General features: G+C 72.1%; 22 protein-coding genes. 10 read left to right on the forward strand and 12 right to left on the reverse strand.

What is annotated here, in order from left to right; all coding sequences use genetic code 11:
- Positions 1 to 98: 98 nt before the first annotated feature.
- The 5 genes from ACX27O_RS05030 to deoC all read right to left on the reverse strand — a co-directional run bounded on the left by ACX27O_RS05030 (position 99) and on the right by deoC (position 5,131).
- Positions 99 to 1,004, reverse strand: coding sequence for a M56 family metallopeptidase (locus ACX27O_RS05030; RefSeq protein WP_030328996.1), 906 nt, complete (start codon positions 1,002 to 1,004; stop codon positions 99 to 101).
- Between the two features lie 10 nt (positions 1,005 to 1,014).
- Complete coding sequence (locus ACX27O_RS05035; protein WP_400446953.1) at positions 1,015 to 1,488, reverse strand: BlaI/MecI/CopY family transcriptional regulator; 474 nt, start codon at positions 1,486 to 1,488, stop codon at positions 1,015 to 1,017.
- A 429-nt stretch (positions 1,489 to 1,917) separates the two neighbouring features.
- Positions 1,918 to 2,742, reverse strand: a complete 825-nt coding sequence (locus tag ACX27O_RS05040) for an aldehyde dehydrogenase family protein (RefSeq protein ID WP_030328992.1) — start codon at positions 2,740 to 2,742, stop codon at positions 1,918 to 1,920.
- Entirely contained in the window at positions 2,735 to 4,165 is a 1,431-nt protein-coding gene (locus ACX27O_RS05045) for an aldehyde dehydrogenase family protein (RefSeq protein WP_030328990.1), read from the reverse strand. The genes ACX27O_RS05040 and ACX27O_RS05045 overlap by 8 nt, the downstream gene beginning before the upstream one ends.
- A 6-nt stretch (positions 4,166 to 4,171) precedes the next feature.
- Entirely contained in the window at positions 4,172 to 5,131 is a 960-nt protein-coding gene (gene deoC, locus ACX27O_RS05050) for a deoxyribose-phosphate aldolase (RefSeq protein WP_030328982.1), read from the reverse strand.
- A gap of 133 nt (positions 5,132 to 5,264) precedes the next feature.
- Here deoC and upp point away from each other — a divergent pair, with 133 nt between their 5' ends.
- Positions 5,265 to 5,897: a uracil phosphoribosyltransferase gene (upp, locus tag ACX27O_RS05055; protein ID WP_030328980.1), complete on the forward strand. Its 633-nt coding sequence runs from the start codon at positions 5,265 to 5,267 to the stop codon at positions 5,895 to 5,897.
- A gap of 72 nt (positions 5,898 to 5,969) precedes the next feature.
- The gene (locus tag ACX27O_RS05060; protein ID WP_030328978.1) at positions 5,970 to 6,647 is read left to right on the forward strand and encodes a GOLPH3/VPS74 family protein; all 678 of its coding nucleotides are present in this window, start codon (positions 5,970 to 5,972) and stop codon (positions 6,645 to 6,647) included.
- A gap of 130 nt (positions 6,648 to 6,777) precedes the next feature.
- On the opposite strand, the gene ACX27O_RS05065 is transcribed toward ACX27O_RS05060, so the two are convergent.
- On the reverse strand, positions 6,778 to 8,445 hold the full coding sequence (locus ACX27O_RS05065; protein WP_030328976.1) for a phospho-sugar mutase: 1,668 nt from the start codon (positions 8,443 to 8,445) through the stop codon (positions 6,778 to 6,780).
- Positions 8,446 to 8,493: 48 nt separating this feature from the next.
- Positions 8,494 to 10,563, reverse strand: a complete 2,070-nt coding sequence (locus ACX27O_RS05070; RefSeq protein ID WP_458938998.1) for a serine/threonine-protein kinase — start codon at positions 10,561 to 10,563, stop codon at positions 8,494 to 8,496.
- A gap of 206 nt (positions 10,564 to 10,769) precedes the next feature.
- Between ACX27O_RS05070 and ACX27O_RS05075 the strand changes: the two genes are divergently transcribed.
- Positions 10,770 to 12,353, forward strand: a complete 1,584-nt coding sequence (locus ACX27O_RS05075; RefSeq protein ID WP_357638069.1) for an acyl-CoA mutase large subunit family protein — start codon at positions 10,770 to 10,772, stop codon at positions 12,351 to 12,353.
- A gap of 459 nt (positions 12,354 to 12,812) precedes the next feature.
- Positions 12,813 to 14,072, forward strand: a complete 1,260-nt coding sequence (locus ACX27O_RS05080) for an amidohydrolase (protein WP_030328968.1) — start codon at positions 12,813 to 12,815, stop codon at positions 14,070 to 14,072.
- Here ACX27O_RS05080 and ACX27O_RS05085 read toward each other — a convergent pair.
- Entirely contained in the window at positions 14,029 to 14,991 is a 963-nt protein-coding gene (locus tag ACX27O_RS05085) for a DUF4349 domain-containing protein (protein WP_081883711.1), read from the reverse strand. The genes ACX27O_RS05080 and ACX27O_RS05085 overlap by 44 nt on opposite strands.
- A 92-nt stretch (positions 14,992 to 15,083) precedes the next feature.
- Here ACX27O_RS05085 and ACX27O_RS05090 point away from each other — a divergent pair, with 92 nt between their 5' ends.
- The 4 genes from ACX27O_RS05090 to ACX27O_RS05105 all read left to right on the forward strand — a co-directional run bounded on the left by ACX27O_RS05090 (position 15,084) and on the right by ACX27O_RS05105 (position 18,554).
- Positions 15,084 to 15,716 carry an MBL fold metallo-hydrolase gene (locus ACX27O_RS05090; protein WP_030328964.1) on the forward strand — a complete coding sequence of 211 codons (633 nt, stop codon included), beginning with the start codon at positions 15,084 to 15,086 and terminating at the stop codon, positions 15,714 to 15,716.
- Positions 15,717 to 15,720: 4 nt separating this feature from the next.
- Positions 15,721 to 16,695: a coiled-coil domain-containing protein gene (locus ACX27O_RS05095; protein WP_357638074.1), complete on the forward strand. Its 975-nt coding sequence runs from the start codon at positions 15,721 to 15,723 to the stop codon at positions 16,693 to 16,695.
- A gap of 104 nt (positions 16,696 to 16,799) precedes the next feature.
- The gene (locus ACX27O_RS05100) at positions 16,800 to 17,534 is read left to right on the forward strand and encodes an SCO6745 family protein (RefSeq protein ID WP_030328958.1); all 735 of its coding nucleotides are present in this window, start codon (positions 16,800 to 16,802) and stop codon (positions 17,532 to 17,534) included.
- Positions 17,535 to 17,594: 60 nt separating this feature from the next.
- Complete coding sequence (locus ACX27O_RS05105) at positions 17,595 to 18,554, forward strand: GNAT family N-acetyltransferase (RefSeq protein ID WP_387217162.1); 960 nt, start codon at positions 17,595 to 17,597, stop codon at positions 18,552 to 18,554.
- A gap of 75 nt (positions 18,555 to 18,629) precedes the next feature.
- Here the strand turns inward: ACX27O_RS05105 and ACX27O_RS05110 are convergent, their stop codons facing one another.
- Positions 18,630 to 19,085: a gamma-glutamylcyclotransferase gene (locus tag ACX27O_RS05110; RefSeq protein WP_030328953.1), complete on the reverse strand. Its 456-nt coding sequence runs from the start codon at positions 19,083 to 19,085 to the stop codon at positions 18,630 to 18,632.
- A gap of 106 nt (positions 19,086 to 19,191) precedes the next feature.
- On the opposite strand from ACX27O_RS05110, the gene ACX27O_RS05115 reads away from it, so the two are divergent.
- Positions 19,192 to 20,595: an NAD(P)H-quinone dehydrogenase gene (locus ACX27O_RS05115; protein ID WP_030328951.1), complete on the forward strand. Its 1,404-nt coding sequence runs from the start codon at positions 19,192 to 19,194 to the stop codon at positions 20,593 to 20,595.
- 39 nt (positions 20,596 to 20,634) lie between these two features.
- On the opposite strand, the gene ACX27O_RS05120 is transcribed toward ACX27O_RS05115, so the two are convergent.
- Together ACX27O_RS05120 and ACX27O_RS05125 are read right to left on the reverse strand one after the other, a co-directional pair.
- Complete coding sequence (locus ACX27O_RS05120; RefSeq protein WP_030328949.1) at positions 20,635 to 21,276, reverse strand: DUF998 domain-containing protein; 642 nt, start codon at positions 21,274 to 21,276, stop codon at positions 20,635 to 20,637.
- A gap of 182 nt (positions 21,277 to 21,458) precedes the next feature.
- A complete protein-coding gene (locus ACX27O_RS05125) occupies positions 21,459 to 22,079 on the reverse strand; it encodes a DedA family protein (protein ID WP_036410846.1) in 621 nt (206 codons plus the stop codon).
- A gap of 501 nt (positions 22,080 to 22,580) precedes the next feature.
- On the opposite strand from ACX27O_RS05125, the gene thrS reads away from it, so the two are divergent.
- Positions 22,581 to 23,798, forward strand: coding sequence for a threonine--tRNA ligase (gene thrS / locus ACX27O_RS05130; protein WP_357638082.1), 1,218 nt, complete (start codon positions 22,581 to 22,583; stop codon positions 23,796 to 23,798).
- A gap of 47 nt (positions 23,799 to 23,845) precedes the next feature.
- On the opposite strand, the gene ACX27O_RS05135 is transcribed toward thrS, so the two are convergent.
- Positions 23,846 to 25,771 (reverse strand): ABC transporter ATP-binding protein, encoded by a 1,926-nt coding sequence (locus tag ACX27O_RS05135; RefSeq protein WP_387217930.1) that lies wholly within the window; start codon positions 25,769 to 25,771, stop codon positions 23,846 to 23,848.
- Between the last annotated feature and the right edge of the window lie 30 nt (positions 25,772 to 25,801).

The raw sequence follows: 25,801 nt of genomic DNA on the forward strand, positions 1-25,801 counted from the left end.
CGGGCGCGGCGCGGGCGGCTCCGGTGCGTGGTGCGCGGGGGCCCGGCGCGGCGCGCGGGGGCCTGAGGGCGCGGCGGGTGAAGGGCGCCGGGGTCAGCTCAGGACAGGAAGAGGGTTACCGGGAGGGCGACCAGCATGGTGGCGACCGCGAGGGCCGTGGCACCGAGCACCCGGGGCGGCCGGTCACTGACCAGCAGACGCTGCATCCGTACGTCGAGATCCCGGTCGCCAACGCCCAGCGCGCCGGCCGGGGTGATCCGGTGCCCGGCGGCGGCGAACTGGCGCAGCGCCCCCGCCAGCGGGGCCTCGGCGTGCAGCTCGCGGGCCTTGTCGTCGGCGCGCATCTCGACCAGCAGGGCGACCCGCTCGTGCGCGTCGCGCACCCAGCCGAACCACGGCAGCGCCCGGCACAGCGCGGTGAACGGCAGCAGCACCAGGTCGTGCCGCTCGTTGGCGTGCGCCCGCTCGTGGCTGAGCACCGCGGCCAACTCGGCCCGGTCCAACAGGCTCAGCGTGCCGGCGCTGACCACCACCTGCGGCTTCACCCCCGGCAGGCAGTACGCGGCAGCGCTCGGATGATCCAACACCAGTGCGCCCGGCGCGGCCGGGTCGTTGCGGGCGACCAGGGAGAGCAGGTCCCGGTGGCGGCGCTGGGCGCGTACGGTGCCGTGGATGCTGCGCACCGTCGTCGTGACCAGCACCGCCCCGATGCCGAAGCCCACCCCTACGCCGGCCAGCTCGAAGGTGCCCATCCCGATCGGTAGGGCGCCGTGGGCGAGGTCGTCGGCCAGGGCGAGCAGTGCGCTGCCGGTCGGTCGGTCGTACGCGCTCAACCCGAGCGCCATCGGCAGGCCCATCGCCGAGAGGCCCAGCGCCAGCCCGACGGCCTGCCAGCAGACGATCGCCACCCGAGGGCTGCGCCACGTCCAGGTCGAACGGGACAGCACCTGGGCGGTCAGATAGCAGGCCAGCATCGTGGCGGCGAAGTGCACGGCGTAGGCCATGGCGTCCGCCCTACCGCTCCGCAGCCTCGCCGGCGGGTCGTCGGCCCGCCGGCCCGTCCACGCGGTCGGTCAGGGCGTCGGCCCCGCTCGCGTCGCCGCCGGTGGAGCCCGGCCCGGTCAGGCCGGCCTCACTGCCCAGGGCGGCCCGCAGCACCTCGGCCTCGGTGCCGGTCACCGAGCGGGCGAACCGCACCAGCGCGGCGTCCCGACTGCCACCCAGGTCGAGGGCGTCGAGCATCAGCTGGGCGATGTGTGCCTCGCGGCTGGCGGCCGGCCGGTACCGCCAGGCCCGTCCCTCCCGCTCCCGCTGCACCATGCCCTTGCCGGCGAGCCGGTCCAGCACCGTCATCACAGTGGTGTACGCCAGCTCACGGCCGTCGAGCGCGTCGGCCACCTCGCGCACGGTCACCCCGTCCGACGTGCCCGGGACCACGTCCCACAGCACATCCATCACCGCACGCTCAAGATCGCCCAACCGAGTCACGAATCAATCCTACCCCCGGTAGTAGACCCCCCACGCGCCCGCGCCCACCCCCAACCTGAGGGTGATCATGAGGTTGACCGGCCGAGCGAGATCGAACACCCGCCAACCCATGATCACCAACCAAGACCGACGGGCTGGCCGAAGATCCGCGCAACTTCAGCGATGTTGCTGCCTCCCGGGCGACGGAGGCAGCAACATCCCTGTTCTTGTGCAGATCTTGGGCTGCCGGCGGCGGCGGCGGGGCAGGGCAAGGCGGGAGGAGGGGAGGGGGAGGGCGGCAACCGAACCCGAGGCAGAACCCCTGAGCTGACCCACCCGACGAACCTGGCCCACGTCAGGTTTTCCGGGGAGCCCTGCCCACGCAGGGATCAAGCCTGACCGCCCGGAGTGGGCAGGGCTCCCCGGAAAACCAAGAGGCCAACCCGGCGCTCACACCCCCTTGGGATGCCAGACCGTCTTCGTCTCCAGCAGCGCGGTCATCCGGGCCAGGCCCGGGTCGGCGAACCAGTCCGCCGCACCGGACGCCGGTCGGAGCACCCGCTTGAGGTTCTCCGCCGCCTTGACCTCCAGGTCGGTGGCGAGCGAGGCGTCGGTGACCCCGGTCAGGTCGATCGCGTTGACGTCCATGTGCGCCGCCAGTGTCGGCGCGGTCTCGGTGATCGCGCCGGTGAGGATGTTGACCACGCCGCCGGGCAGGTCGGAGGTGGCCAGCACCTCGGCCAGCGTCACCGCCGCCAGGGGCTCGGACGGCGACGCCGCGACCACCACCGTGTTGCCGGTGACGATCGCCGGGGCGATCACACTGACCAGGCCGAGCAGCGCCGGCCGCTCCGGGGCGACCACGGCGACCACGCCGGTCGGCTCGGGCGCGGAGATGTTGAAGTACGGGCCGGCGACCGGGTTGGCGCCCCCGTACACCTGGGCGAGCTTGTCGGCCCAGCCGGCGTACCAGACCCAGCGGTCCACTGCCGCGTCCACCTCGTCGCCGGGAATGCCCAGGGCGACGAACTGCTCGCGGCGGCCCTCCAGCATCTCGGCGGCCCGGTAGAGGATCTGACCCCTGTTGTACGCGGTCGCGCCGGCCCAGCCCTTCACGGCGGCGCGGGCGGCGACCACCGCGTCCCGGGCGTCCTTGCGGGAGGCCAGTGACACATTCGAGGACTGCACGAGATACGACCGTCCCGACTCGCTGCGCGGGAACTTCCCGCCGATGAAGAGCTTGTACGTCTTGCGTACCGCGACCCGCTCAGACATTGAGGTAACCCTCCAGCCCGTGCCGGCCGCCCTCGCGACCGTAGCCCGACTCCTTGTACCCACCGAACGGCGAGGTGGGGTCGAACTTGTTGAAGGTGTTGGCCCAGACCACGCCGGCGCGCAGCCGGTCGGCCATCCACAGGATCCGGGAACCCTTGTCGGTCCAGATCCCGGCCGACAGCCCGTACGGCGTGTTGTTGGCCTTTTCGACGGCCTCGGCCGGGGTGCGGAAGGTGAGCACCGACAGCACCGGGCCGAAGATCTCCTCGCGGGCGATCCGGTGTGCCTGGGTGACGCCGGTGAAGATGGTCGGCGCGAACCAGAAGCCCCGGTCGGGCAGCTCGCACGGCGGCGACCAGCGCTCGGCGCCCTCGGCGGAGCCGGCGTCGGACAGCTCGCGGATCCGCTCCAGTTGGGCGGCCGAGTTGATGGCGCCGACGTCGGTGTTCTTGTCCAGCGGGTCGCCGACCCGGAGCTGGGCCATCCGCCGCTTCAGCGACTCCAGCACCCGGTCGGCAACGTTCTCCTGCACCAGCAGCCGGGAGCCGGCGCAGCAGACGTGCCCCTGGTTGAAGAAGATGCCGTTGACGATGCCCTCGACGGCCTGGTCGATCGGGGCGTCGTCGAAGACGATGTTGGCGGCCTTGCCACCCAGTTCCAGGGTGAGCTTCTTGCGGGTGCCGGCGACCGACCGGGCGATGGCCCGACCCACCTCGGTGGAGCCGGTGAAGGCGACCTTGTCCACGTCGGCGTGCTCCACCAGCGCACGACCCGTGTCGCCGGCGCCGGTGAGGATGTTGACCACCCCGGCCGGCAGGTCGGCCTGCTGGCAGATCTCGGCGAAGAGCAGCGCGGTCAACGGGGTGGTCTCGGCCGGCTTCAGCACCACCGTGTTGCCGGCGGCGAGCGCCGGGGCGATCTTCCAGGCCAGCATGAGCAGCGGGAAGTTCCACGGGATGACCTGCGCGGCCACCCCGATCGGCTGCGGGTTCGCGCCGAAGCCGGCATGACCCAGCTTGTCGGCCCAGCCGGCGTAGTAGAAGAAGTGCGCGGCGACCAGCGGCAGGTCGACGTCGCGGCTCTCCCGGATCGGCTTGCCGTTGTCCAGTGACTCCAGGACGGCCAGCTCGCGGGAGCGCTCCTGGATGAGCCGGGCGATCCGGTACAGGTACTTCGCCCGGTCCCGGCCCGGCATCGGGCCCCAGACCTTGTCGTACGCCTTGCGGGCGGCGCGTACCGCGCGCTCCACGTCCTGGGCGCCGGCCTCGGCGATCTCGGCCAGCACCTCCTCGGAGGCGGGGTTGATCGACTTGAAGCTGCCACCGTCGGTCGGGTCGACGAACGTACCGTCGATGAACAGCCCGTACGAGGGCTTGAGGTCCACCACCGAGCGGGACTCGGGGGCGGGGGCGTATTCGAACATCGGCTATCAGTCCAGGGTGAAGTAGTCGGGACCGGAGTAGGTGCCGGTCGTCAGCTTGGTGCGCTGCATCAGCAGGTCGTTGAGCAGGCTGGACGCGCCGAAGCGGAACCAGTCCGGGTCGAGCCAGTCCGGGCCGACGGTCTCGTTGACCATCACCAGGTACTTGATCGCGTCCTTGGTGGTCTTGATGCCACCGGCCGGCTTCACGCCCACCTGCCGACCGGTCGCCGCGCGGAAGTCGCGGACCGCTTCCAGCATCACCAGGGTCACCGGCATCGTCGCCGCGACCGGAACCTTGCCGGTGGAAGTCTTGATGAAGTCGCCGCCGGCCAGCATGGCCAGCCAGGAGGCCCGCCGCACGTTGTCGTAGGTGGCCAGCTCGCCGGTCTCCAGGATCACCTTGAGGTGGGCATCGCCGGAGGCTTCCTTGGTGGCCACGATCTCGTCGTAGACCTCCTTGTACCGCCCGGCCAGGAACGCGCCACGGTTGATCACCATGTCGATCTCGTCGGCGCCGGCCGCGACGGCGGCCCGGGTGTCGGCCAGCTTGATCTCCAACGGCGCCTGGCCCGACGGGAAGGCGGTCGCCACGCTGGCCAGGTGCACACCTGATCCGCGCAGCACCTCGGCGACGTACGGGACCATCGCCGGGTAGACGCAGACGGCGCCGACGTGCGGGCAGGACGGGTCGGCCGGGTCGGGGCGCAACGCCTTCGCGGCGAGCGCACGCACCTTGCCCGGGGTGTCCGCCCCCTCCAGGGTGGTCAGGTCGACCATCCGGATCGCCAGGTCGATCGCCTGGGCCTTGGCGGTGGTCTTGATGGAGCGGGTGCCGAGCTGTGCCGCCCGCTGCTCCGCGCCGACCTGGTCCACGCCGGGCAGGCCGTGCAGGAAGGTCCGCAGAGCGGTCTCGGATCGTCCCAGCTCGGAGAGCTCCGACCGGGCCGACGTCGTTGTCGCCGTCATGCCGAGAAGTCTACGCACCGAAGCGCCGAGTGATCTTGCTCACGAGCGCTGAGTGACGCCCCGACGTGAGCGGCGTCCCTGGTCCGACCGCACCGGCACCGCCGCGCGCTACGGACCGGTAGGTTGAGCGATCGTGGACGTACACGTCATTGACCACCCGCTGGCCCAGTCCAGGTTGACCGCCATGCGGGACGCGCGCACCGATTCCTCGACGTTCCGGGCCGCGCTGCACGAACTGACCACCATGCTGGTGTACGAGGCGGCGCGCACCTTCCCCGTCGAGCGGTACCCGGTGCAGACGCCGGTCACCGGCACCGAGGGCACCCGGCTGGCCAACCCGCCGCTGCTGGTCCCGGTGCTGCGCGCCGGCCTGGGTATGGCGGACGCCGCGTTGGGCCTGCTCCCGGAGTCCTCGATGGGTTTCGTGGGCCTGGCCCGCGACGAGGTGACCTACGAGCCGCGCGCGTACATGGAGTCGTTGCCGCGCGACCTGACCGGGCTGCCGGTCCTGGTGCTCGACCCGATGCTGGCCACCGGCGGTTCGCTGGAGCACTCCTGTCGGCTGTTGGCCGAGCGCGGCTGCACCGACATCACAGTGCTCTGCGTGCTCGCCGCCCCGGTCGGCATCGAGCGGCTGGAGCGCTCCGGCCTGCCGTTGCGCCTGGTCACGGCCTCGATCGACGAAGGGCTCAACGACAGCATGTTCATCGTCCCCGGGCTCGGCGACGCCGGAGACCGCCAGTTCGGTGGCATGCCCCGCTTCTGAGGTGATACCCGGTGGGAACCGGGTTCGGCGGGTCCGTGCACGGGGTGCGCGGACCCGCTACCGTCTCCGGCCATGACTGGTGTTGCGCTCGCCGAGGAGTTGCTGCTCCTCGCCTACGACGACACGACCGGCAAGGCGACCATGCCGCGGATCAGCCTGGACCTGGGCATGGCCGCCGCGGTGCTGGTCGAGCTGGCCCTGGCCGGCCGGATCGCGTACGCCGACGGGTCGTTGACGGTGCTCGACCCGACGCCGACGGGCGAGCCGTTCAGCGACGACGTCCTCAGCCGGATCGCCGCCGACACCCCGCACACCCCGGCGTCCTGGGTGCAGCGCCTGCGGCACGGCCTGCGCGACCGGATCCTCGCCGACCTGTGCCGGCAGGGCGTCGTCCGGGACGTGGACGAGACCGAGCTGGGCTTCATCCACGTGCACCGCTACCCGGTCGTGGACTCCTCCGTCGAGGCGGAGACCCGGCAGCGGCTGGCCGAGGCGCTGACCGGCGCGGCGGCCCCGGACGAGCGCACCGCCGCGCTGGCCACCCTGGTCGTGGTGCTCCGCATGGAGTCCGCGCTCGGGGTGAGCGGAGAGGCCGCCGCCGACGCTCGCCGCCGGCTGTCGGAGATCGCCACCGGCGCCGGGTTCTCCGGCGAGGTGAGCACCGACGACTCGGTGGTCCGCCCGTCGGTCGGCCTGGTCGTCGCCGCCCTGGCCACCGCCGTCGACCAGGCGCTCGGCCCGCGCCGCTGACCGTCGGGTCGACCCCGCTCGACGTGCCCTTTGCTCTGCACCCGCCCAGGCGCCACCGGACGACAGTCGAATGGCGCTTCCGCGGGTGCAGAGCAAAGGGCGGACTTGTTGTGGGTGGGTGCTGCGGGGTTCAGATGCCAAGGGCAGCGCTGACCTCGGCGCGGAGCGCGGTGACGGCCGACGCCGCCCTGCTGCGGGCCGTCGGTACGTCACCGTCCACGACCGGTTCCACCACCTCGAGGTACGCCTTGAGCTTCGGCTCGGTCCCGGACGGGCGGATCACCACCCGGGCCACAGCGGTGCGCAGGATCACCACATCCGACTCGGGCAGCAGGTCCCGAACGCTGTCCACCGGCTGTCCGAGCAGGGTGGCCGGGGTGGTCGTCCGGATCCGGGCCATCGCGTCGGCGATGATCCGCAGGTCGTCCACCCGGGCGGAGAGCTGGTCGGTGTGGTGCACGCCGAACTCGGCGGCCAGCTCGTCGAGCCGGTCGGTCAATGTCCGGCCCTGCGTCTTCAGGCCGGCGGCCAACTCCGCCACGGTCAGCGCGGCGGTGATGCCGTCCTTGTCCCGGACGTGCTCCGGGGCCACGCAGTAGCCGAGCGCCTCCTCGTAGCCGAAGACCAGCGGCGCGCTGCCACCGCCGGCCCGCACAATCCACTTGAAGCCGGTGAGCGTCTCGTCGTAGGGCAGACCCCGGGCCGCGCACATCGCCCGCAGCAGCGACGACGACACGATCGTGGTGGCGTAGAGCCCGGTCACCCCCCGGCGCATCAGGTGGTCGGCGAGCAGGACGCCCACCTCGTCGCCGCGCAGCATCCGCCAGCCGTCGCGGTGGTCCCGGACGACCACCGCGCACCGGTCGGCGTCCGGGTCGTTGGCGATGGCGAGGTCCGCGCCGGTGGAGTCGGCCAGGGCGATGAGCCGGTCCACCGCACCCGGTTCCTCCGGGTTGGGGAACGACACGGTGGGGAACGCCGGGTCCGGCTCGGCCTGGTCGGGCACCACCCCGGGGGTCGGGAAACCGGCGCGGGCGAAGGCGGCGGTCAGCACCGCCGCGCCCACCCCGTGCAGCGGGGTGTACGCCACCGTCAGGTCCCGTGGCCCGTCCGGGTCGATCACCGCGGTGGCCCGTTCGACGTACGAGGCGACCAGGTCGTCGCCGAGCACCTGACCGGGCTCGCCCAACGGCACCTGGGTCAGCGGCCCGACCGACCGGATGGCCGCCTCGATTCCGGCGTCGGCGGGCGGCACGATCTGCGCCCCGGCGCCCAACTCGCCGCCCAGCTCCGCGCCGAGATAGACCTTGTAGCCGTTGTCCTGCGGCGGGTTGTGGCTGGCCGTGACCATCACGCCGGCGACCCCGCCGAGGTGCCGCACGGCGTACGCCAGCACCGGGGTGGGCAGCGGGCGGGGCAGCAGCAGCGCCGGGCGGCCAGCGCCGGTGGCCACCTGGGCGGTGCGCTCGGCGAACTGCCGCGAGCCGTGCCGGGCGTCGTACCCGATCACCAGCGGGCCGGTGCCACCCTGGGCCGCGAGCCAGGTGACCAGGCCGGCAGCGGCCTGGGTGACCACGGCGAGGTTCATGCCGTTCGGGCCGGCGCGCAGCGGGCCGCGCAGGCCCGCCGTGCCGAAGGTCAGCGGGCCGGCGAACCGGTCGGCCAGCTCCGGCGCGCTCGCGGGCAGCCCGTCGAGCACCGCCGTCAGCTCGTCCCGGCTGGCCGGGTCGGGGTCGTCGGCCAGCCAGCGCCGGGCTTGCTCACGAATGTCGTCGATGTCAGTGGTGTCCGCCGCCATGCCCCTTGATAGCACGGCGACGGATCATCCCTGTCGGTTCCCTCCGGCTCAGCCGTCCCCGGTGAGCTGGAACGTGCGCGCCATCTCGTCGAAGATCGGCTTGCTCTCCGCGAACTTGGCGTCGGTGGCGGTGAGGTAGAACGAGTACGCCTTGCCGTCCTGCGCCACGCCCCGCCAGATGCCGTGCCGCATCACGTCACCCTCGCCGCAGGTGTACTCGAATTCGGCGGCGGGCTTGCTGGCCAGCTGGGTTTCGGTGGAGGACGAGACCTGGTTGTACGGCTTGACGCAGGAGGTGCTCCTGGTCTTGAGGCCGTTCTCGGCCGTCTCCGCCCACCGGGCGGAACTGCTGGTCCACTTCTCGGTGATGATGCGGACCTTGCGGCCGCTGTCCTCCGGGTCGATGTAGTCGGTGTACGAACCGCCGGTGGCCTTCTTCCAGCCCTTCGGCACCATGACCTGGATCCCGCGCGCCGCGTGCTCCTGCATCTCGACGGTGGGGGCCGCCGGGGCGGACGGGGTGGGCTGCGCCGCCGGGGTGTTCGGCGACGTCGTGTCGTCGTCGCCGCCGGAGAGCGCCACCACGCTGAGCAGCAGCACGACGACCAACCCGCCGGCAGCGGCGAGCTGGACCTTGCGCGGCCAGCCCTTGACCGTGGTGACCAGCTGACCCCCGGTGGCACGGACCTTGTCCAGAGCGCTGCCGCCGGAGGTGGCGGGCGCGGTGGCCCAGGGCTGGCCGGTGCCCGGCACCGACCACTGGTTGCCGCCGTAGGTGCCGCCGACGCGCTGGGTGGCCTCCGGTGCGCCGCCGTACCCGACCTGCTGGGTGGCCTCGGCCGGGTTGCCGTAGCTGACCCGCTGGGTGGCGTCGGGGTGCCCGCCGGCGTCCACCCGCTGGGTGGCGTCCGCGTTGCCGCCGTAGGTGCGCCCGGCCGCCGGTCGGCCGCCGGCCGGCATCGCGCCGGTCGGCGTGTGCAGCGGGCCGGCCAACGCGTCGGCGCTGGTCTCGTCGAGCCCACCCGTGGCACCGGCAGCGGACGCTGCCTGCTGGCGCTTGCCCCGGCGCAACGAGGACAGCCGGTCGGTCAGGGACTCACCCGGGGCCAGCATCGCCGGGCCACCGATCTGGCTGTCCGGCTTGGGCTCCGGCTGGGCCGGCGGGAGGACGGGCACGGGGCGCTGCTGCACCGGCACCACGGCGTACGGGTCGGTGACCGAGTGCACCGCCGTCGCCGTGCTGCCCAGCGGGCCGGCGAGCAGCTCGCGCAGCATGGCCCGGGAGGTGTGCACGTCCAGTCGACGCGCCGGGTCCTTCTCCAGCAGACCCATCAGCACGCGGGTCAGCGGGCCGCTGCGCTGCGGCGGGGCGGGTGGGTCCTCCACCACGGCGTGCATGGTCTCGATCGGGTCGCCCTTGTCGAACGGGGGCCGCCCCTCGACAGCGGTGTAGAGCGTCACACCCAGCGAGAAGAGGTCGCTGGGCGGGCCGAACTCCTGGCCCATGGCCCGCTCGGGCGAGATGAAGTGCGGCGAGCCGAGCACCATGCCGGGGGTGGTGAGCTGCACGTCCGTGGGCATCCGGGCGACCCCGAAGTCGGTCAGCACGCACCGCCCGTCGGCGCAGATCAGCACGTTGGCCGGTTTGACGTCGCGGTGCAGTACGCCGATCGCGTGGGCGACCTCCAACGCACCGAGCAGCGCGATGCCGATCTTCGCGACGGCGCGGGGCGCGACCGGCCCGTCCTCGATCACCATGTCGGCCAGGCTGCGGGCGTCCAGCAGCTCCATCACGATCCACGGCCGGCCGGCCTCGGTGACCACGTCGTACACCTGCACGACGGCGGGGTGCTGGATGGCGGCGGCGGCGCGGGCCTCGCGCAGGGTGCGTTCGTACATCGCGTCGCGGTCGCTGGGGGCCAGCCCCGGGGGCAGGACGACCTCCTTCACCGCCACGTCACGGCGCAGCAGGGTGTCTGTGGCACGCCACACCGTGCCCATGCCGCCGTTGCCCACCGAGGACCGCAGCGAGTACCGGTCACCAATGGTGGTGCCGGGCGCCGCTCGTCCGTTGGCGGGACTAACTGGTCCGCCGCTCCACGTCGGGATCTGAGTCACAGAAAAGCCACCGGGGGAAATCGAGGGGGGCTGGGACACAACCCCCCTATCTTGCTGGTTCCGACGCCCGATGCGAAAGCCGACGCGACGGACGTTTATCGAAGTCAACAGAACGTGCCCTGTCGTTCACCTGGTGTCGACCGGTCGGGACGCACTGTGCGGTATCCCTCACCCGGCGACGTGGCCAGGCGTCCTACCATCCGGGGATGAACCAACGGCGGTCAAGTGAGTCCGGTTTCCCGATCAACGGCGTCTACACGGAGGCCGACCTTCCGGAGGACCTGGACTCCCGGCTCGGCAGCCCCGGCGAGTTTCCGTACACCCGGGGCGTCTACCCCACCATGTACACCTCCCGCCCGTGGACCATGCGCCAGTACGCCGGCTTCGGCACCGCCACCGAGTCCAACGCGCGGTACCACCAGCTGTTGCGGGCCGGCACCATGGGACTCTCGGTCGCGTTCGACCTACCGACCCAGATGGGCTACGACTCCGACGACCCGATCGCGCACGGCGAGGTCGGCAAGGTGGGCGTCGCCATCGACTCCATCGAGGACATGCGGCTGCTCTTCGCCGACATCCCACTGGACAAGGTGTCCACCTCGATGACCATCAACGCACCCGGCTCGGTGTTGCTGCTGCTCTACCAGCTCGTCGCCGAGGAGAACGGGGTGCCGGGGACGGCACTCAACGGCACCATCCAGAACGACATCCTCAAGGAGTACATCGCCCGGGGGACGTACATCTTCCCGCCGAAGCCGTCGCTGCGCCTGGTGGCCGACACCTTCGCGTACTGCCGCAGGGAGGTGCCGAAGTGGAACACCATCTCCATCTCCGGCTACCACATGGCGGAGGCCGGTGCGACGCCCGCGCAGGAGATCGCGTTCACGCTGGCCAACGGCGTGGAGTACGTGCGGGCGGCGCTGGCCGCGGGGCTCGCCGTCGACGACTTCGCGCCCCGGCTGTCGTTCTTCTTCGTGGCCCGCACCACGCTGCTGGAGGAGGTGGCGAAGTTCCGCGCCGCCCGGCGGATCTGGGCCCGACTGATGCGCGACGACTTCGGCGCCAAGGATCCGAAGTCGATGATGCTGCGGTTCCACACCCAGACCGCCGGCGTGCAGCTCACCGCGCAGCAGCCGGAGGTGAACCTGGTCCGGGTGGCGGTGCAGGGGTTGGCCGCGGTGCTCGGCGGCACCCAGTCGCTGCACACCAACAGCTTCGACGAGGCGATCGCGCTGCCCACCGAGAAGGCGGCCCGGCTCGCGCTGCGTACCCAGCAGGTGCTGGCCTACGAGACGGACCTGACCGCCACCGTCGACCCGTTCGCCGGCTCGTACGTGGTGGAGGCGATGACCGCCGAGATCGAGGCTGCCGCCGTCGAGCTGATGGAGCGGGTGGCCGACCACGGTTCGGCGGTGGACGCGATCGAGGCCGGCTTCCAGAAGCGGGAGATCGAGCAGTCCGCGTACCGGATCGCCCAGGAGATCGACTCGGCGGAGCGGGTGGTGGTCGGGCTCAACCGGTTCACCGTGGACGAGGAGGAGCCGTACGAGCCGCTGCGGGTCGACCCTGCGATCGAGGCGGCCCAGGCCGACCGGCTGGCCCGGCTGCGCGCCGAGCGGGACGCCGACGCGGTGGCGCGGGCGCTGGCCGATCTTCGGGCCGCCGCCGAGGGTGCGGAGAACGTGCTGTACCCGATGAAGGAGGCGCTGCGGGCCCGGGCGACGGTGGGCGAGGTGTGCGGGACGCTGCGCGAGGTGTGGGGGTTGTACCGACCCTCCGACCGCTTCTGAGCGCGCTCGGTCGCGGCTCTACGGCCCGAGGGCACTGTGTGTCAGTCGGGCCGAGCGGGTATCCGGTCGGTTGAGCCGGGACGCACACCCTGTGCGCCCACGGTGGGTGGGTGCGTGTGAGCGTCCTTATCCGGCTCGTTGCGGAGTGTGGTCGGCTAATTGTCGGAGTGTCAGTTCACCACCCCGACTAATGCGACAATTTGGCAACGGGTTCCGACTGGTTCCGGGATTCGTGACCGCCGCGATTGGTTACGCGTTGTAGGAGGTGAGGGGCCGATGACGGCGTTCGACCGTGATCTACCTGCTGTCCCCCGCCTCGACGAACGCCCTCAGCAGGGCATACGTGACTCTGTGCGGTCCGATCATTACCGTAACGAGGTTGCGCAGCGTCACCGTCGGAGGTCTAGGCTGTCTGCTGTCCCCGATGATCCATCCATCTCTAGTGATCGAGAATTCGACGTGACGAGTGCGTTGACGCTGCCCACGGGTGGCCAGCTGGCGTCGTCCTGGCCGGAGACGCCACCCGGATCCCAGCCGTTGCCCCGCGAGCTGGATCACCTTCTCGCGCTCCGGGTACCGGGGCTGATCGCTACGCGCCGTCACATCCACTCGCACCCTGAGCTCTCCGGCAACGAGTTCGAGACGGCCGCGCTGATCGCCCGGGAGTTGTCGCTGGCCGGGTTGAGCCCGCGCCTGCTGCCCAAGGGCAACGGCGTGATCTGCGACATCAACGGCCGGCCGGACGGCCCGGTCGTGGCGCTGCGCGCCGACATCGACGCCCTGCCGCTCGACGACCCCAAGGACGTCCCGTACCGGTCGACCGTGGAGGGCGTCTGCCACGCCTGCGGGCACGACGTGCACACCACGATCCTGCTCGGCGTCGGCATGCTGCTCGCCCAGCTCGCCGACCTCGGGGAGCTGGACGGCCGGGTCCGGCTGATCTTCCAGCCGGCCGAGGAGATCCTGCCCTGCGGTTCGCTGGAGGTCATCGAGGCCGGCGGCCTGGACGACGTGGTGCAGATCTTCGCGCTGCACTGCGACCCGAACCTGCCGGTGGGCCAGGTCGGCCTGCGGGTCGGTCCGATCACCGCGGCCGCCGACAACGTGACAGTCCGGCTCTCCGGCCCGGGCGGGCACACCGCCCGCCCGCACCTGACCGTCGACCTGGTCGACGCGCTCGGTCGGCTGATCACCGAGGTGCCCGCCCTGGTCAGCCGCCGGGTGCCGGCCAACAGCGGCCTGCTGCTGGTCTTCGGCCACGCCTCGGCCGGCACCCGCTACAACGTCATCCCGTCCGAGGCGAGCGCCTCCGGCACCCTCCGGGTGATGGACCGCGACACCTGGGAGCAGGCTCCCAAGATCGTCGCTCAGGTGGTACGGGACGTGATCGCGCCGACCGGCGCCACTGTCGACCTGGAATACCTGCGCGGCCGTCCGCCGGTGTGCAACGACTCCCGCGCCATCCAGGTGCTGACCGCCGCCACCGCCGCCGCGCTCGGCCCGGAGGGGATCGCCGAGACACCGCAGAGCATGGGCGGCGAGGACTTCTCCTGGTATCTGGAGTACGTCCCCGGCGCCCTCGCCCGGCTCGGCGTGGGTCGTTCCGGCCCCAACGTCGACCTGCACCGGGGAAGCTTCGACGTGGACGAGCGGGCCATCCCGGTCGGCGTCCGGGTCATGGTCCAGACCGCGCTGCGGGCACTGGCGGCGGCGCGCTGACCGGTGCGACCAGCGCCGGGGACCTGCGCCGCCGGCGCAGCACCACCAACAACACCGCCAGCGGTACGCCGAGCGCCACCAGCCACGGCAGCAACGCGCCCAGCACCGTCAGCAGGACGGTCATCGAGACGACGAACGCCTTCCAGCCGCCCCTGAGCCCCACCAGGAAGCCGGTCTCGTCCTTCTCCTCGGTGGCCTTCGCCGCCGGTCCGGCCAGCGCCACGGTGATCGTGGAGAGGGCGGTCAGGTCGGCCAGGCGTCGCTTCTTGGCCTCCAGCGAGGCCAGGTCCGCCTCCCGGCGACCCAGCTCGTTCTCCAACGACACCAGGTCGGTGATCGAGGTGGCCCGGGCCAGCAACCGGCGGGCGCTGTCCACCCGTGCCCGCTGACTGGTGATCCGGGCGTCCAGGTCGACGGTCTCCTCGGTGACGTCCTGAGTGTTGATCTCCCGGTTCTGCTGCCGACCGAGCTTCGCGATCTCCTCCACCACGCCGGTGAACTTCGCCGCCGGCACTCGCAGCACCAGCTCCGCCACCGCGTCGGCGTCGGCGCTGCGCCGCTGGTCCCCACCGACGAAACCACCGGCCCGAGTGGCCACGGCGGTGGCCTCGCGGGCGGCCGAGTCCACATCGTCCACCTGCACCCGCATCGTTCCGGTGTAGATGATCGCCCGCTGGTCCACCCGCAGGTCCGGTGCGCCGGCACCGGCCGCCTCCGGTGCGCCCGCGGCGGCGTCCCGGGGCACCTCACCGCCCTTGGCCGGCGGCGCCTCGACCGCCGAGCCGGCGGTGTCCTGTGCCCCACTGTCGCCGGCGCCGCATCCTGTCAGTGCCAGCGCGGCCGCCAGTGCTGTCGCCGCCAGCAGCGCACCGCGGCGTCGTCCCACCCGTCCGTCCATCCCCGCTCCCATCGTCGTCAACCGGTGTGCGATAGCTCGGACGCGACGCACACTCCGGCTGGTTCCGGCAGACTGCGCTGAGGACGTCACGATTCGATAATCGAGGAGTCACGATGCGACTCACCAAGTACGCCCACTCCTGCCTTCGGGTGGAACACGATGGGGGAATCCTCGTCGTCGACCCCGGGGTGTTCAGCGACACCACGGCGGCGCTGGACGGTGCGGACGCGGTGCTGATCACCCACGCGCACCCCGACCACCTCGACCTGGCAGCGGTGCGCCTCCAGCTCGACCGACGGCCGTTCCCGATCCACGGCCCCGCCTCGCTCGCCGAGGCCCTTGGGGACGCGGCCGACGCGCTGCGCCCGGTCGACGTCGGTGAGTCGTTCACCGCCGCCGGGGTCGCCGTGCGCGCGTACGGGGGGCGGCACGCCGTGATCCACCCCGAGATCCCGGTGATCGACAACCTCGGTTACCTGATCAACGACGTGGTCTACCACCCGGGCGACTCCCTGGTGGTGCCCGACGAGACACCCGTCGACACGCTCTTCGCGCCGATCCACGCCCCCTGGTCGAAGTTCTCCGAGGTGCTCGACTTCATCCGCGCGGTCGCGCCGCGGCGCGCGTACGCCCTGCACGACGCGCTACTCAACGACAACGGGCTGGGTGTGCTGAACCGGCAGTACTCGGCGATGTCCGGCACCGAGTACCAGCGACTGGAACCCGGCAGTCGGGTGGACGTCTGACCCGATGCCCGGCCTCTCCGCGGAGCTGGTGCAACAGCTCTACCGCACCCCACCGGACCGGTTCGTGGCCGCCCGGGAGGCCGCCGTGGCGCAGGCCCGCCAGGCCGGTGACCCGGCCACCGCCCGGGAGCTGGCCCGGCTGCGTCGCCCGACGGTGGCCGCCTGGTTGGTGAACCTGCTCGCCATCCGACGTCCGGAGCTGGTCGCCGATCTGGTGCAACTCGCCGACGCCCTACGGTCCGCCCAACGGGAGCTGCGCGGACCCAAACTGCGGGAGCTGTCCGCGCAGCGCCGGGCGGTGGTCGGCTCCCTGGTCGCCGAGGTGCGCAAGCTCGCCGCGGCCGAGCCGGACGCGCCACCGGCGAACCGGCTGCCCCTGGCCGAGGTGGAGGCGACGTTGAACGCGGCCTTCTCCGACGTCGAGGTCGCCGAGCAGGTGCGGGCGGGTCGGCTGCTGCGGGCGGCCAGCTACGCCGGCTTCGGTGAGGTGCCCCGGCCACAACTGCGGCTGGTCACCGGCGACGGCGAGGAGCCCGACGAGGAACGCCCGGCCCGCCGACCCGGCGCCCAGCGAGGGCGACCCGAGGCGGCACCCCGTACGGATCGGGCGGCCGAGCGGGCCGAGCGGGCCGCGCAGCGGGCGGCCCGAGCCGAGCGGGCCCGGCAGCGCCGCGCCCTGGACCGCGAGTTGGCGAAGGCCCAGGCCGACCAGGAGCGGGCCGAGGCGGAACTGACCGAGGCGACCGGGCAGGAGCGCGACGGTGCGGCCGTACTCGATGGGCTTGAGGCGGAGCTGGCCGAGCTGGAGCGGCGGCGCGCGGTCGCCGAGCAGGATCTCAGCCGGGCCAAGCTCGCTCGGCGGGCCGCCGAGCGGGCGGTCACCGTGGCCCGGCGGCGCGCCGGGGAGGTCGAGGCGGCGATCGAGGCACTGGCGGCCGAAGAGGGGGATGCGGACGCGGGCGGTGGCGCGGCAGACTGAGCATTGATGGACGACGACGAGTGCGCGGGCCGTGCACGGTGGGTGGCCGTGGATCGGGGCGTGGTCGGGCGCGGCGGTTCGGGCCGCGCGAAGAGGGCCCCGCGGTGACTCCGGAGCAGGTCGCGGCTGCCAGCAAGCCCGTCGTGCTCGACCTGGGCGACGCCTTCAGCCGGGACCCGACCACGTTGCGCCGGGCCCGACTGCTCGGCATCTCCGGGTGGGCCTTCTACATCAGCGGCCGGGCCGGCGCGCTCGGCGATGTGCGGGCCGAGACAGCCGCCGCCGCCCTCGGGTTCATCGCCCCGGACGCCGTCGCCGACGGTTGGGACGCCGCCGCCCGGGTCGTCCCGCCGTTCCAGGTGGCCGCCGCGAGCCTCGCCGAATGCTGCCGGTGGGGGGCGCAGCAGCTCGGCCCCCTGCCCGGTGCCGAACGCCTGTCCGCGCTCGTCGAGCGGGCCGTCGTCGCGGCCGACGCCAGCGGGATGCCGCTCTTCGCCGCGTGGCGGGCCATGCCCCTTCCGGACCTCTCTCCCGGGGCCCGCAGCGCCGCCGGGCTGCGGCTGCTCCGGGAACACTTCACCGGCGCCTACCTGCTCGCGGTACGGGCCGCCGGGATGACTCCGCTGGAGGCGGTGCTGGCCGGGCCGGAGGGGGAGGCCGGGGCGGTGGCCTGCGGGTGGCCGCCGCCGTACCCGCCGATCGGGCCGCTGGTGCGCCGCCGGCTCTGGGCGGAGGCGGTGACCAACCGGTTGGCCGCGCCGGCGTTCACCGCCCTCGGGCCCGCCGACGGCGCCGAGTTGGTGGAGTTGCTGCACCGCACCCGGGTCGACCTCGGCTGAGCCTCCGCCAGCCGGAAAATGGGCGGCGCCCCGGCGGCTCGGCTGCCAGGATGTCCTGCCGTGACCCTTCCCGCTGGTTGGACAACGCGCCGCCCCACCCTCGACGACGTGCCGGCGATCCTCGCGGTGGTGCACGCCGCCGACACCTTCGCCATCGGCCACCCCGACTTCGACGCCGAGGACGTCACGGCGTCACTGACCGCCAGCCACTTCGACCCGACCCGGGACTCCTGGTTGGCGATCGACCCGGCCGACACAGTGGTCGGCTGGGCGACGGTGGACAACCCGAGCGGGGTGGGCCGGGAGTTCGTGGAGGTCTACGTCGAGCCGGTGCGGGGCGCCGCCGTCCGCGCGCCGCTGCTGGTTCGCCAACTGGACCGGGTCGCCGAACGCGCGGCCGAGCGCGGGTTGCCGTCGCTCACCGTCCGCTGCGCGGTCTTCGCCCCCGAACATGACTGGGAACAGACCCTTCGCGCGCTCGGTTTCGCCCGCGTCAAGCGGTACGTCCGAATGAGCCGACCGTTGGACGACCTGCCCGACGAGCCGGCCGCACCCGCGGGCGTGACCGTGCGGCAGGTCCGCCCGGACCACGAGACCGACCTGGTGGAGTTCCACCGGATCTACGAGGCCGCCTTCGGTGACACCCCGGACCACGAACCGTTGTCGTACGAGCGGTGGCGGGCCCGCATCGGCGACCTGACCGCCTGGGACGAGTGGTTCGTCGCCGAGGTGGACGGGGTGCCGGTCGGCGCGTTGCAGTCCTCGGATCAGGCACTCGACCAACAGTCGGGCTGGGTGAAGACCCTGTCGGTGCTGTCCGCGTACCGTCGCCGGGGTGTGGGTGCGGCGCTGCTGCGCCGCGCCTTCGCCCGCTACGCCGAGAAGGGGCGGAAGTCGGCCGGTCTGGGGGTCGACCTCACCAACCCGACCGCCCCGCTGTCGCTCTACCGGGCGGTGGGCCTGCGGGAAACCCACTGGACCGACATGTACGAACGGTCCGTCCCGGCGGCCCGTGTGTGATTGACGACCCCGGGCGGGCCCGACCGGGCCCGCGGTCGACAGCGGTAGCAGACTGGAGGCGTGCGATACGCGCTGCTACGCCGACGCGGTGCCGGTGGGGCGGGCCCGCAACTCGGTGACGTAGTCGTCCGGGGCGCCCGCCTTCTCGGCGGCGTTCGCGATCTCCGACAGGTACCACGAGGTCGGCAGGCCACCCTCGTACCCGTTGAAGACGTAGATCCACGCGGTCACGTCGCCGTCGAGGGTGGAAACCCGGACGTGCAGCTTGCGGTACGTCCCGGCGGCGACGCCCTCCAGCTCGTCGAGCTGCTCGGCGTCGTACGGGTGGATGTCGTAGAGCGCCACGAAGACCCGGTCACCGGGAGACTCGACGAGGGTGCTCACCGCACCCTCCCAGCCGATCACGTCCGCCCCGGCGAAGGTCAGCCGCCAGCCCTCCAGCCAGCCGGTGCCCACCATCGGCGAATGCGGACAGTAGGCACGCATCCGGGCGGGGTCGAGATTTGAGCCGTAGGCGGCGTGATGACGCACGGCGATGACGATAGCCCGGCCGACGGGTGGGGGAGAATACGACAGTGCGTGTCGAACGCGTTCGGGAGAAGAAAGTCACTGTGAGCATGGACGAAGGGCGAACGCTGTGAGCCAGATCGTGATCATCGGTGGGGGGCCGGCCGGGTACGAGGCGGCACTGGTCGCCGCCCAGCTGGATGCCGATGTCACCGTGGTGGAGGCCGACGGGGCCGGCGGCGCCTGCGTGCTCTCCGACTGCGTACCGTCGAAGACCTTCATCGCCAGCTCGGGGGTGGTCACCGGATACCGGGACACCGAGGAGTTCGGGGTGCACTCGGACGGCCTGGAGGCGGTCACCGTCGACGCGCGGGCGGTGCACGAGCGGGTCAAGCGGCTGGCCCTGGCGCAGTCCGCTGACATTCACGCCAAGCTGCTGAAGGCGGGCGTCACCTTCGTCGCCGGCACCGCCCGGCTCGGCGAGGACTCCCTCGGGCACACCCACCGGGTCGTCGTCAGCCCCGCCGACGGCGGCGAGGAGTACTCGATCGACGCGTCCACCGTGCTGGTGGCCACCGGTTCGACACCCCGCCAGCTGCCCACCGCCGTACCGGACGGTGAGCGCATCCTGACCTGGCGACAGGTGTACGACCTGCCGGAGCTGCCCGAGCACCTGATCGTCGTCGGGTCCGGCGTGACCGGTGCGGAGTTCGCCAGCGCGTACCTGGCCATGGGGGTCGAGGTGACCCTGGTCTCCAGCCGCGACCGGGTGATGCCCCACGAGGACGCCGACGCCGCCTCCGCGATCGAGCGGGTGTTCCGCAACCGGGGCATGGAGATCCTCAACAACTCCCGGGCCGACGCGGTCCGGCGTACCGCCGACGGCGTCGAGGTGGAACTCTCCGACGGCCGTAAGGTGACCGGCTCGCACGCGCTGATCACCGTCGGGTCGATCCCGAACACCGCCAACCTGGGCCTGACCGAGTACGGGGTGCAGCTGGGCCGGGGCGGCTACGTGACAGTCGACAGGGCCTCCCGGACCAACGTGCCCGGCATCTACGCCGCCGGTGACTGCACCGGCGTGCTGCTGCTGGCCAGCGTCGCCGCCATGCAGGGCCGGATCGCCATGTGGCACGCGCTCGGCGAGGCGGTCCGCCCGCTGCGGCTGCGGACCGTCGCGGCGAACGTCTTCACCGATCCCGAGCTGGCCACGGTGGGTGTCTCGCAGGACGAGGTGGACGCGGGCAAGGTGCCGGCCCGACAGGTGATGCTGCCGTTGTCCGGCAACGCCCGGGCCAAGATGGACGACCTCTCCGACGGCTTCGTGAAGTTGTTCTGCCGTCCGGCCAGTGGTCAGGTGATCGGTGGTGTGGTGGTCGCTCCGAAGGCCAGCGAGCTGATCCTGCCCATCACCATGGCGGTGGAGAACAACCTCACCGTCAACGAGCTGGCCCAGACCATCACCATCTACCCCTCGTTGTCCGGCTCGATCACCGAGGCGGCCCGCCAGCTCATGCTGCACGAGCTGGAGTAGCCGCACCTTCTCGACGATCGTGGAGTTGTGGTGGGTGGTTCACGCCGCGATGCCCCCTTGGTGAGGTGCCACAACTCCATGATCGACGGCCGCGCGGGTCTGGGCCAGCGCGATGGTCGCCAGCACTGCCACCTCGGTGACGATGAGCAGTCGCTCGGCCAGGCCGATCAGCAGACGGTCGCCGGGGTAGGCGGACCAGATCATCGCCGCCGCCAGGGTCAGGCTCAGCAGGACGAGGGTGCGTAGCGTTCGGGCGACCGGCGCCAGCTCGGATCGACGGGCGAGCAGCCAACCGGCCGCCGGCAGTGCCAGAAAGGCGACCACCGAGGCGTACCGGTGCACGTAGGCCGCCGTGGTCATGGCGGTGCCTGGCTCGTTCGTGGGCACCACCGCGGCCAGGAGCAGCCCGGTCACCCACGCGCCGAGCAGCAGGTCGGTTGCCGGGGCGGGCCGTGCCGGCGCGGCGCGACGCAGTCCGTACAGCAGCGCCACGGTGGCGAGCGCCAGCACCACCATGGCGACGTCGATCACGCCGCCGCGGTCGGAGACGGCGAAGTCGCTGATGGTCAACGCCCAGGGGTTGAGGTCGTCGTTGACTTCGAGGTGACCGATGACGGTGAGCAGCGCCGCCAGGGCGATCCCGCCCAGGGCCAGCAGACCGGTACTCCGGGTTCCAGGCATGCCTCAGCCTGTCGCCGTGGGCACCCCAGCCGGATCCGGGACAGCCACCGAAATCTCTCCCCGGGACCACCCCTAGAGGCCCGCCGCCAACCCGCCGCGATCTTGCACTTTCGGTCGTTCTTATCTGCGGGCATGCCCCAATTGTTGGGACAGAAAGTGCAAGATCGCGAAGGTTGCGACACTCAGTCGATGGGGACGTCGACTGTGGCTGCGGCGCGGGCGTGGCGGGCGCTGACCAGGGTCATGGCCCAGCCGGCCGCGGCGAAGCCGGCCGCCGCGGCGGTGGCGATGATGGCCAGCCGCCACGCCGACTCGGTCAGCGCGGTGCCTCCGAGGTGCCCGACCAGGGCGCCGTAGGTGGCCCAACCCAGTGCGGCGACGGCCTCGTAGAGCACGAACAGGCGGTAGGGGTAGCGGCTGCGCCCGGCCGAGAAGCAGGCCGCCATCCGGCCGCCGGGCACGAACCGGCAGAGCAGGATGACCATCGGCCCGGGTTGTCGCAGCCCCTGGGTGACCCGGCTGGCCACCCGGCGGGCGCGGCTCAGTTCGGCGTGCCGGGGCGGGCGCCGGTCCGGCGCGCTGCGTCCGAGCAGGTAGCAGGCCAGGTCACCGGCGAACACGCCGAGTGCGCCGACGGCGATGGTGACCGGCAGGCTGAGCCCGCCGTAGACGGTGAGCGCACCACTGGTGATCATGACGATCTGGGTGGGTATCACCGGTACGAAGGCGTCCGCGATCAGCAGAGCGAGCAGCACCAGGTACGCCCACGTCGGCGACGCGACGTCAGTCAGAAGTTCGGGCACGCCTGCCACCTCGCCGGATGCGGCCGATTGGGTGTCTTGAGCCTGACGTCGTGTCCGGCGTCACCGTGGAGGGCCCCGGCTCGTCGTGACCGTCGACACCACTGGGCCACCCAGCTGCAACGAGACTGATCGCTGCCGGGTGACGGGTTCGGAGGGCGGTCCACCCTTCGAGGCGGGCGGCGGATCGGCGTTCGTCGGCGTACCGTTGTCGGCGCGGCCACGCCCGTCGGGTCCCCCGTTCCTGACGATTCGGCCGCCAGGGCCGCCGGCGGGTCCCGCGCCGGCGGCCCACCCCGTAAATCCAGGTGCGTCCCCGATCGTCGCGCGGGTACGGTCGCCCCATGCGCAGCGCGGTAGTGCAGACCACGACGCCGGGAATCCCCGGCGCGCCGCTCTGACGTAACCACCGTCGACCAGGCCCCGGGGCGATCCGCCCCCGAGGGCAGTGCGCCGAACGGAGCTCAGGTCGCCTCCGGGTCGTACCCGATCCAGGAGCCCGACATGATCGACCACCGTAGGCTCGGCCGCGAGCTGGACCTCTTCGTCTCCGATCCGCTGGCCGGCGCCGGCCTGCCGATCTGGCTGCCGGCGGGCGCCGCCGCCCGGCACGCCGTCGAGGAGTACGTCCGGGAGTTGGAGCGCCGCTCCGGACACCAGCACGTCTACTCGCCGCCGCTGGGTAAGCGGGAACTCTTCGAACTCTCCGGTCATCTCGGCTACTTCGCCGACGACATGTTCCCGCCGATGCGGCTGAGCGCCGACGACGAGTTCGTGCTCCGGCCGGCGCTCTGCCCGCACCACGCGCTGGTCTTCCGGGCGCGGGGCCGCTCCTACCGGGAGTTGCCGTTGCGGATCGCCGAGCTGGGCGGGATGTACCGCTCGGAGCGTTCCGGCGTGCTCGGCGGGCTGTCCCGGGTCCGCGCCATCTCGCTCAACGACGCGCACACCTTCTGTGCCCCCGAGCAGGTCGGCGCGGAGGTCGTCGAGATCCTCGGGCTGATCCGCGCCGCGCACGCCGCGCTCGGCGTCCGTCCGGCCGGGTTCCGGTTGTCGCTGCGCGGGCCGGGCGAGAAGTACGTCGGCGACGACGCGCAGTGGGCCCGCGCCGAGGCGCTGCTCCGGGAGGCGCTGGCCGGGGTGGAGTACGTGGAGGCGCCGGGGGAGGCCGCCTTCTACGGACCGAAGATCGACATCCAGATCGTCGACGCGGCCGGCCGGGAGTCGACCATCTCCACCATCCAGGTGGACTTCGACAAACCGGAACGGTTCGACCTGTCGTACACCGATTCGGATGGCGGCCGGCGTCGACCGGTGATGCTGCACCGCAGTCTGGTCGGCAGCATGGAGCGGCTGTTCGCGTACCTCATCGAGGTGCACGAGGGGGCGTTCCCGGCCTGGTACGCGCCGGTGCAACTGGTGCTGCTGCCGGTCGACGACGGCCAGGCCGACGCGGCGGCCGACCTGGCCCGCCGGGCGACCGAGGTCGGGCTGCGGGTCGCTGTCGACGTCGCCGGCTCGCTGGGCGCCCGGGTACGGGACGCGGCCCGCCGCCGCGTCCCGTACCTCGGGGTGTTGGGTGCCCGGGAGGTTGCCGACGGCCATCTCGCGCTGCGGCTGCGCGGCGGCCACGCCCTGGCTCCGATGCCCGCCGACGCCGCGCTCGCCCTGATCGGTGGGCAGGTCGCGGCCCGCGCCGCCGACCTGCTGCCGCAGGGCTGACCGACTGCCGGATCCGGGGCGGACCGCTGTACGCATGGCGGTCCGCCCTACACCGACGCCGGTTGCGCGGCGGGTTCCTCGTCGACCACCGCACCGGTGAACTGCGAGCGGTAGAGCCGGTGGTACGCCCCCTGGGCGGCGAGCAACTGCTCGTGGGTGCCCTGCTCGACGATCCGACCGTCCTCCATCATCAGGATCAGGTCGGCGTCGCGGATGGTGGAGAGCCGGTGCGCGATGACGAAGCTGGTCCTGTCCGAGCGCAGCGCGGCCATCGCCCGTTGCAGCAGCACCTCGGTGCGGGTGTCCACCGAGCTGGTGGCCTCGTCCAGGATCAGCAGGGACGGCTCGGCGAGGAACGCCCGCGCGATGGTGATGAGCTGCTTCTCGCCGGCGCTGACGTTGCTGCCCTCCTCGTCGATGACCGTGTCGTAGCCGTCGGGCAGGCTGCGCACGAACCGGTCCACGAAGGTGGCCCGGGCCGCGGCGAGGATCTCCTCCTCGGTGGCGTCCGGCCGCCCGTAGGCGATGTTGTCCCGGATGGTTCCGCCGAAGAGCCAGGTGTCCTGGAGCACCATGCCGATCCGGCCGCGCAGGTCGTCGCGGCGCATCGTGGTGATGTCCACCCCGTCGAGTGTGATCCGGCCGGCGTCCAGCTCGTAGAAGCGCATCACCAGGTTGACCAGTGTGGTCTTGCCGGCACCGGTCGGGCCGACGATGGCCACCGTGTGACCGGGCTCGGCGACCAGTGACAGGTCGTCGATCAGCGGCTTGTCCGCCTCATAGCGGAACGAGACGTGCTCGAACTCCACCCGACCGTGCGGGTCGGTGACCCGGGCCGGTTCGACCGGGTCGGGGGTCTGCTCGTCCGCGTCGAGCACCGCGAAGACCCGCTCGGCCGAGGCCACCCCGGACTGGAGCAGGTTGGCCATCGAGGCGAGCTGGGTGAGCGGCTGGGTGAACTGGCGGGAGTACTGGATGAACGCCTGCACGTCGCCGAGGCTCATCGTGCCGGAGGCCACCCGCAGCCCACCGACCACGGCGATCGCCACGTAGCTCAGGTTTCCGATGAACATCATCGACGGCATGATGATCCCGGAGATGAACTGCGCCCCGAAGCTGGCCCGGAACAGCTCCTCGTTCTTCGCGTGGAAGGCGGCCTCGACCTCACGCTGCCGGCCGAAGACCTTCACCAGCTCGTGACCGGTGTACGCCTCCTCGATCTGGCCGTTCAACTCGCCGGTGTGCGCCCACTGGGCGATGAACTGCTTCTGCGAGCGCTTGGCGATGCGCTGGGTGACCAGCACCGACAACGGCACCGCGACCAGGGCCACCAGAGCCAGCACCGGCGAGATCCAGAACATCACGGCCAGCACCCCGATGACGGTCAGCAGCGAGGTGAGGAGCTGGCTGAGGGTCTGCTGGAGGCTGGTGGAGATGTTGTCGATGTCGTTGGTGACCCGGCTGAGCAACTCACCGCGCGGCTGCCTGTCGAAGTAGGGCAGCGGCAGCCGGTTGAGCTTCTCCTCCACCTCGGCGCGCAGTCGCAGCACCGTGCGCTGGACCACGCCGTTGAGCAGCCAGCCCTGCCACCAGGACAGCAGGCTCGCCGCCAGGTAGAGCCCGAGCGCCAGCAGCAGCACCCGACTCAGCGCGCTGAAGTCGATGCCCACCCCGGGCACCACGTCCATCCGGGCCAGCATGTCGGCGAAGCTGTCGTTGCCGCTGGCCCGGGCCGCCGCGACGGCCTGGTCGGCGGTGGTGCCGGCGGGCAGTTGCCGGCCGATCACCCCAGTGAAGATCAGGTCGGTGGCGTGGCCGAGGATCTTCGGCCCGGCCACGCTGAACCCGACGCTCACCACTGCCAACGTGATGATCGCGGCCAGGTGCAACCGGTGTGAGCGCAGCCGGCCGAGCAATCGTCGGGCCGACGGGCCGAAGTTCATCGACTTCTCGGCGGGCATCCCGGCGCCCATCCACCCCGGGCCGCCGCCCTGACGGCCGGG

This window comes from Micromonospora sp. SD19 (assembly GCF_054462275.1).

Bases quoted from the DNA above. Each gene is read 5' to 3' on its own strand.
- ACX27O_RS05045 (WP_030328990.1), bottom strand. From the start codon at position 4,165: ATGTTCGAATACGCCCCCGCCCCCGAGTCCCGCTCGGTGGTGGACCTC.
- ACX27O_RS05040 (WP_030328992.1), bottom strand. From the start codon at position 2,742: ATGTCTGAGCGGGTCGCGGTACGCAAGACGTACAAGCTCTTCATCGGC.
- thrS (WP_357638082.1), top strand. From the start codon at position 22,581: ATGATCGACCACCGTAGGCTCGGCCGCGAGCTGGACCTCTTCGTCTCC.
- ACX27O_RS05065 (WP_030328976.1), bottom strand. From the start codon at position 8,445: ATGGCGGCGGACACCACTGACATCGACGACATTCGTGAGCAAGCCCGG.
- ACX27O_RS05030 (WP_030328996.1), bottom strand. From the start codon at position 1,004: ATGGCCTACGCCGTGCACTTCGCCGCCACGATGCTGGCCTGCTATCTG.
- ACX27O_RS05095 (WP_357638074.1), top strand. From the start codon at position 15,721: ATGCCCGGCCTCTCCGCGGAGCTGGTGCAACAGCTCTACCGCACCCCA.
- ACX27O_RS05120 (WP_030328949.1), bottom strand. From the start codon at position 21,276: ATGCCTGGAACCCGGAGTACCGGTCTGCTGGCCCTGGGCGGGATCGCC.
- ACX27O_RS05075 (WP_357638069.1), top strand. From the start codon at position 10,770: ATGAACCAACGGCGGTCAAGTGAGTCCGGTTTCCCGATCAACGGCGTC.
- ACX27O_RS05135 (WP_387217930.1), bottom strand. From the start codon at position 25,771: ATGGGCGCCGGGATGCCCGCCGAGAAGTCGATGAACTTCGGCCCGTCG.
- ACX27O_RS05060 (WP_030328978.1), top strand. From the start codon at position 5,970: ATGACTGGTGTTGCGCTCGCCGAGGAGTTGCTGCTCCTCGCCTACGAC.
- deoC (WP_030328982.1), bottom strand. From the start codon at position 5,131: ATGACGGCGACAACGACGTCGGCCCGGTCGGAGCTCTCCGAGCTGGGA.
- ACX27O_RS05090 (WP_030328964.1), top strand. From the start codon at position 15,084: ATGCGACTCACCAAGTACGCCCACTCCTGCCTTCGGGTGGAACACGAT.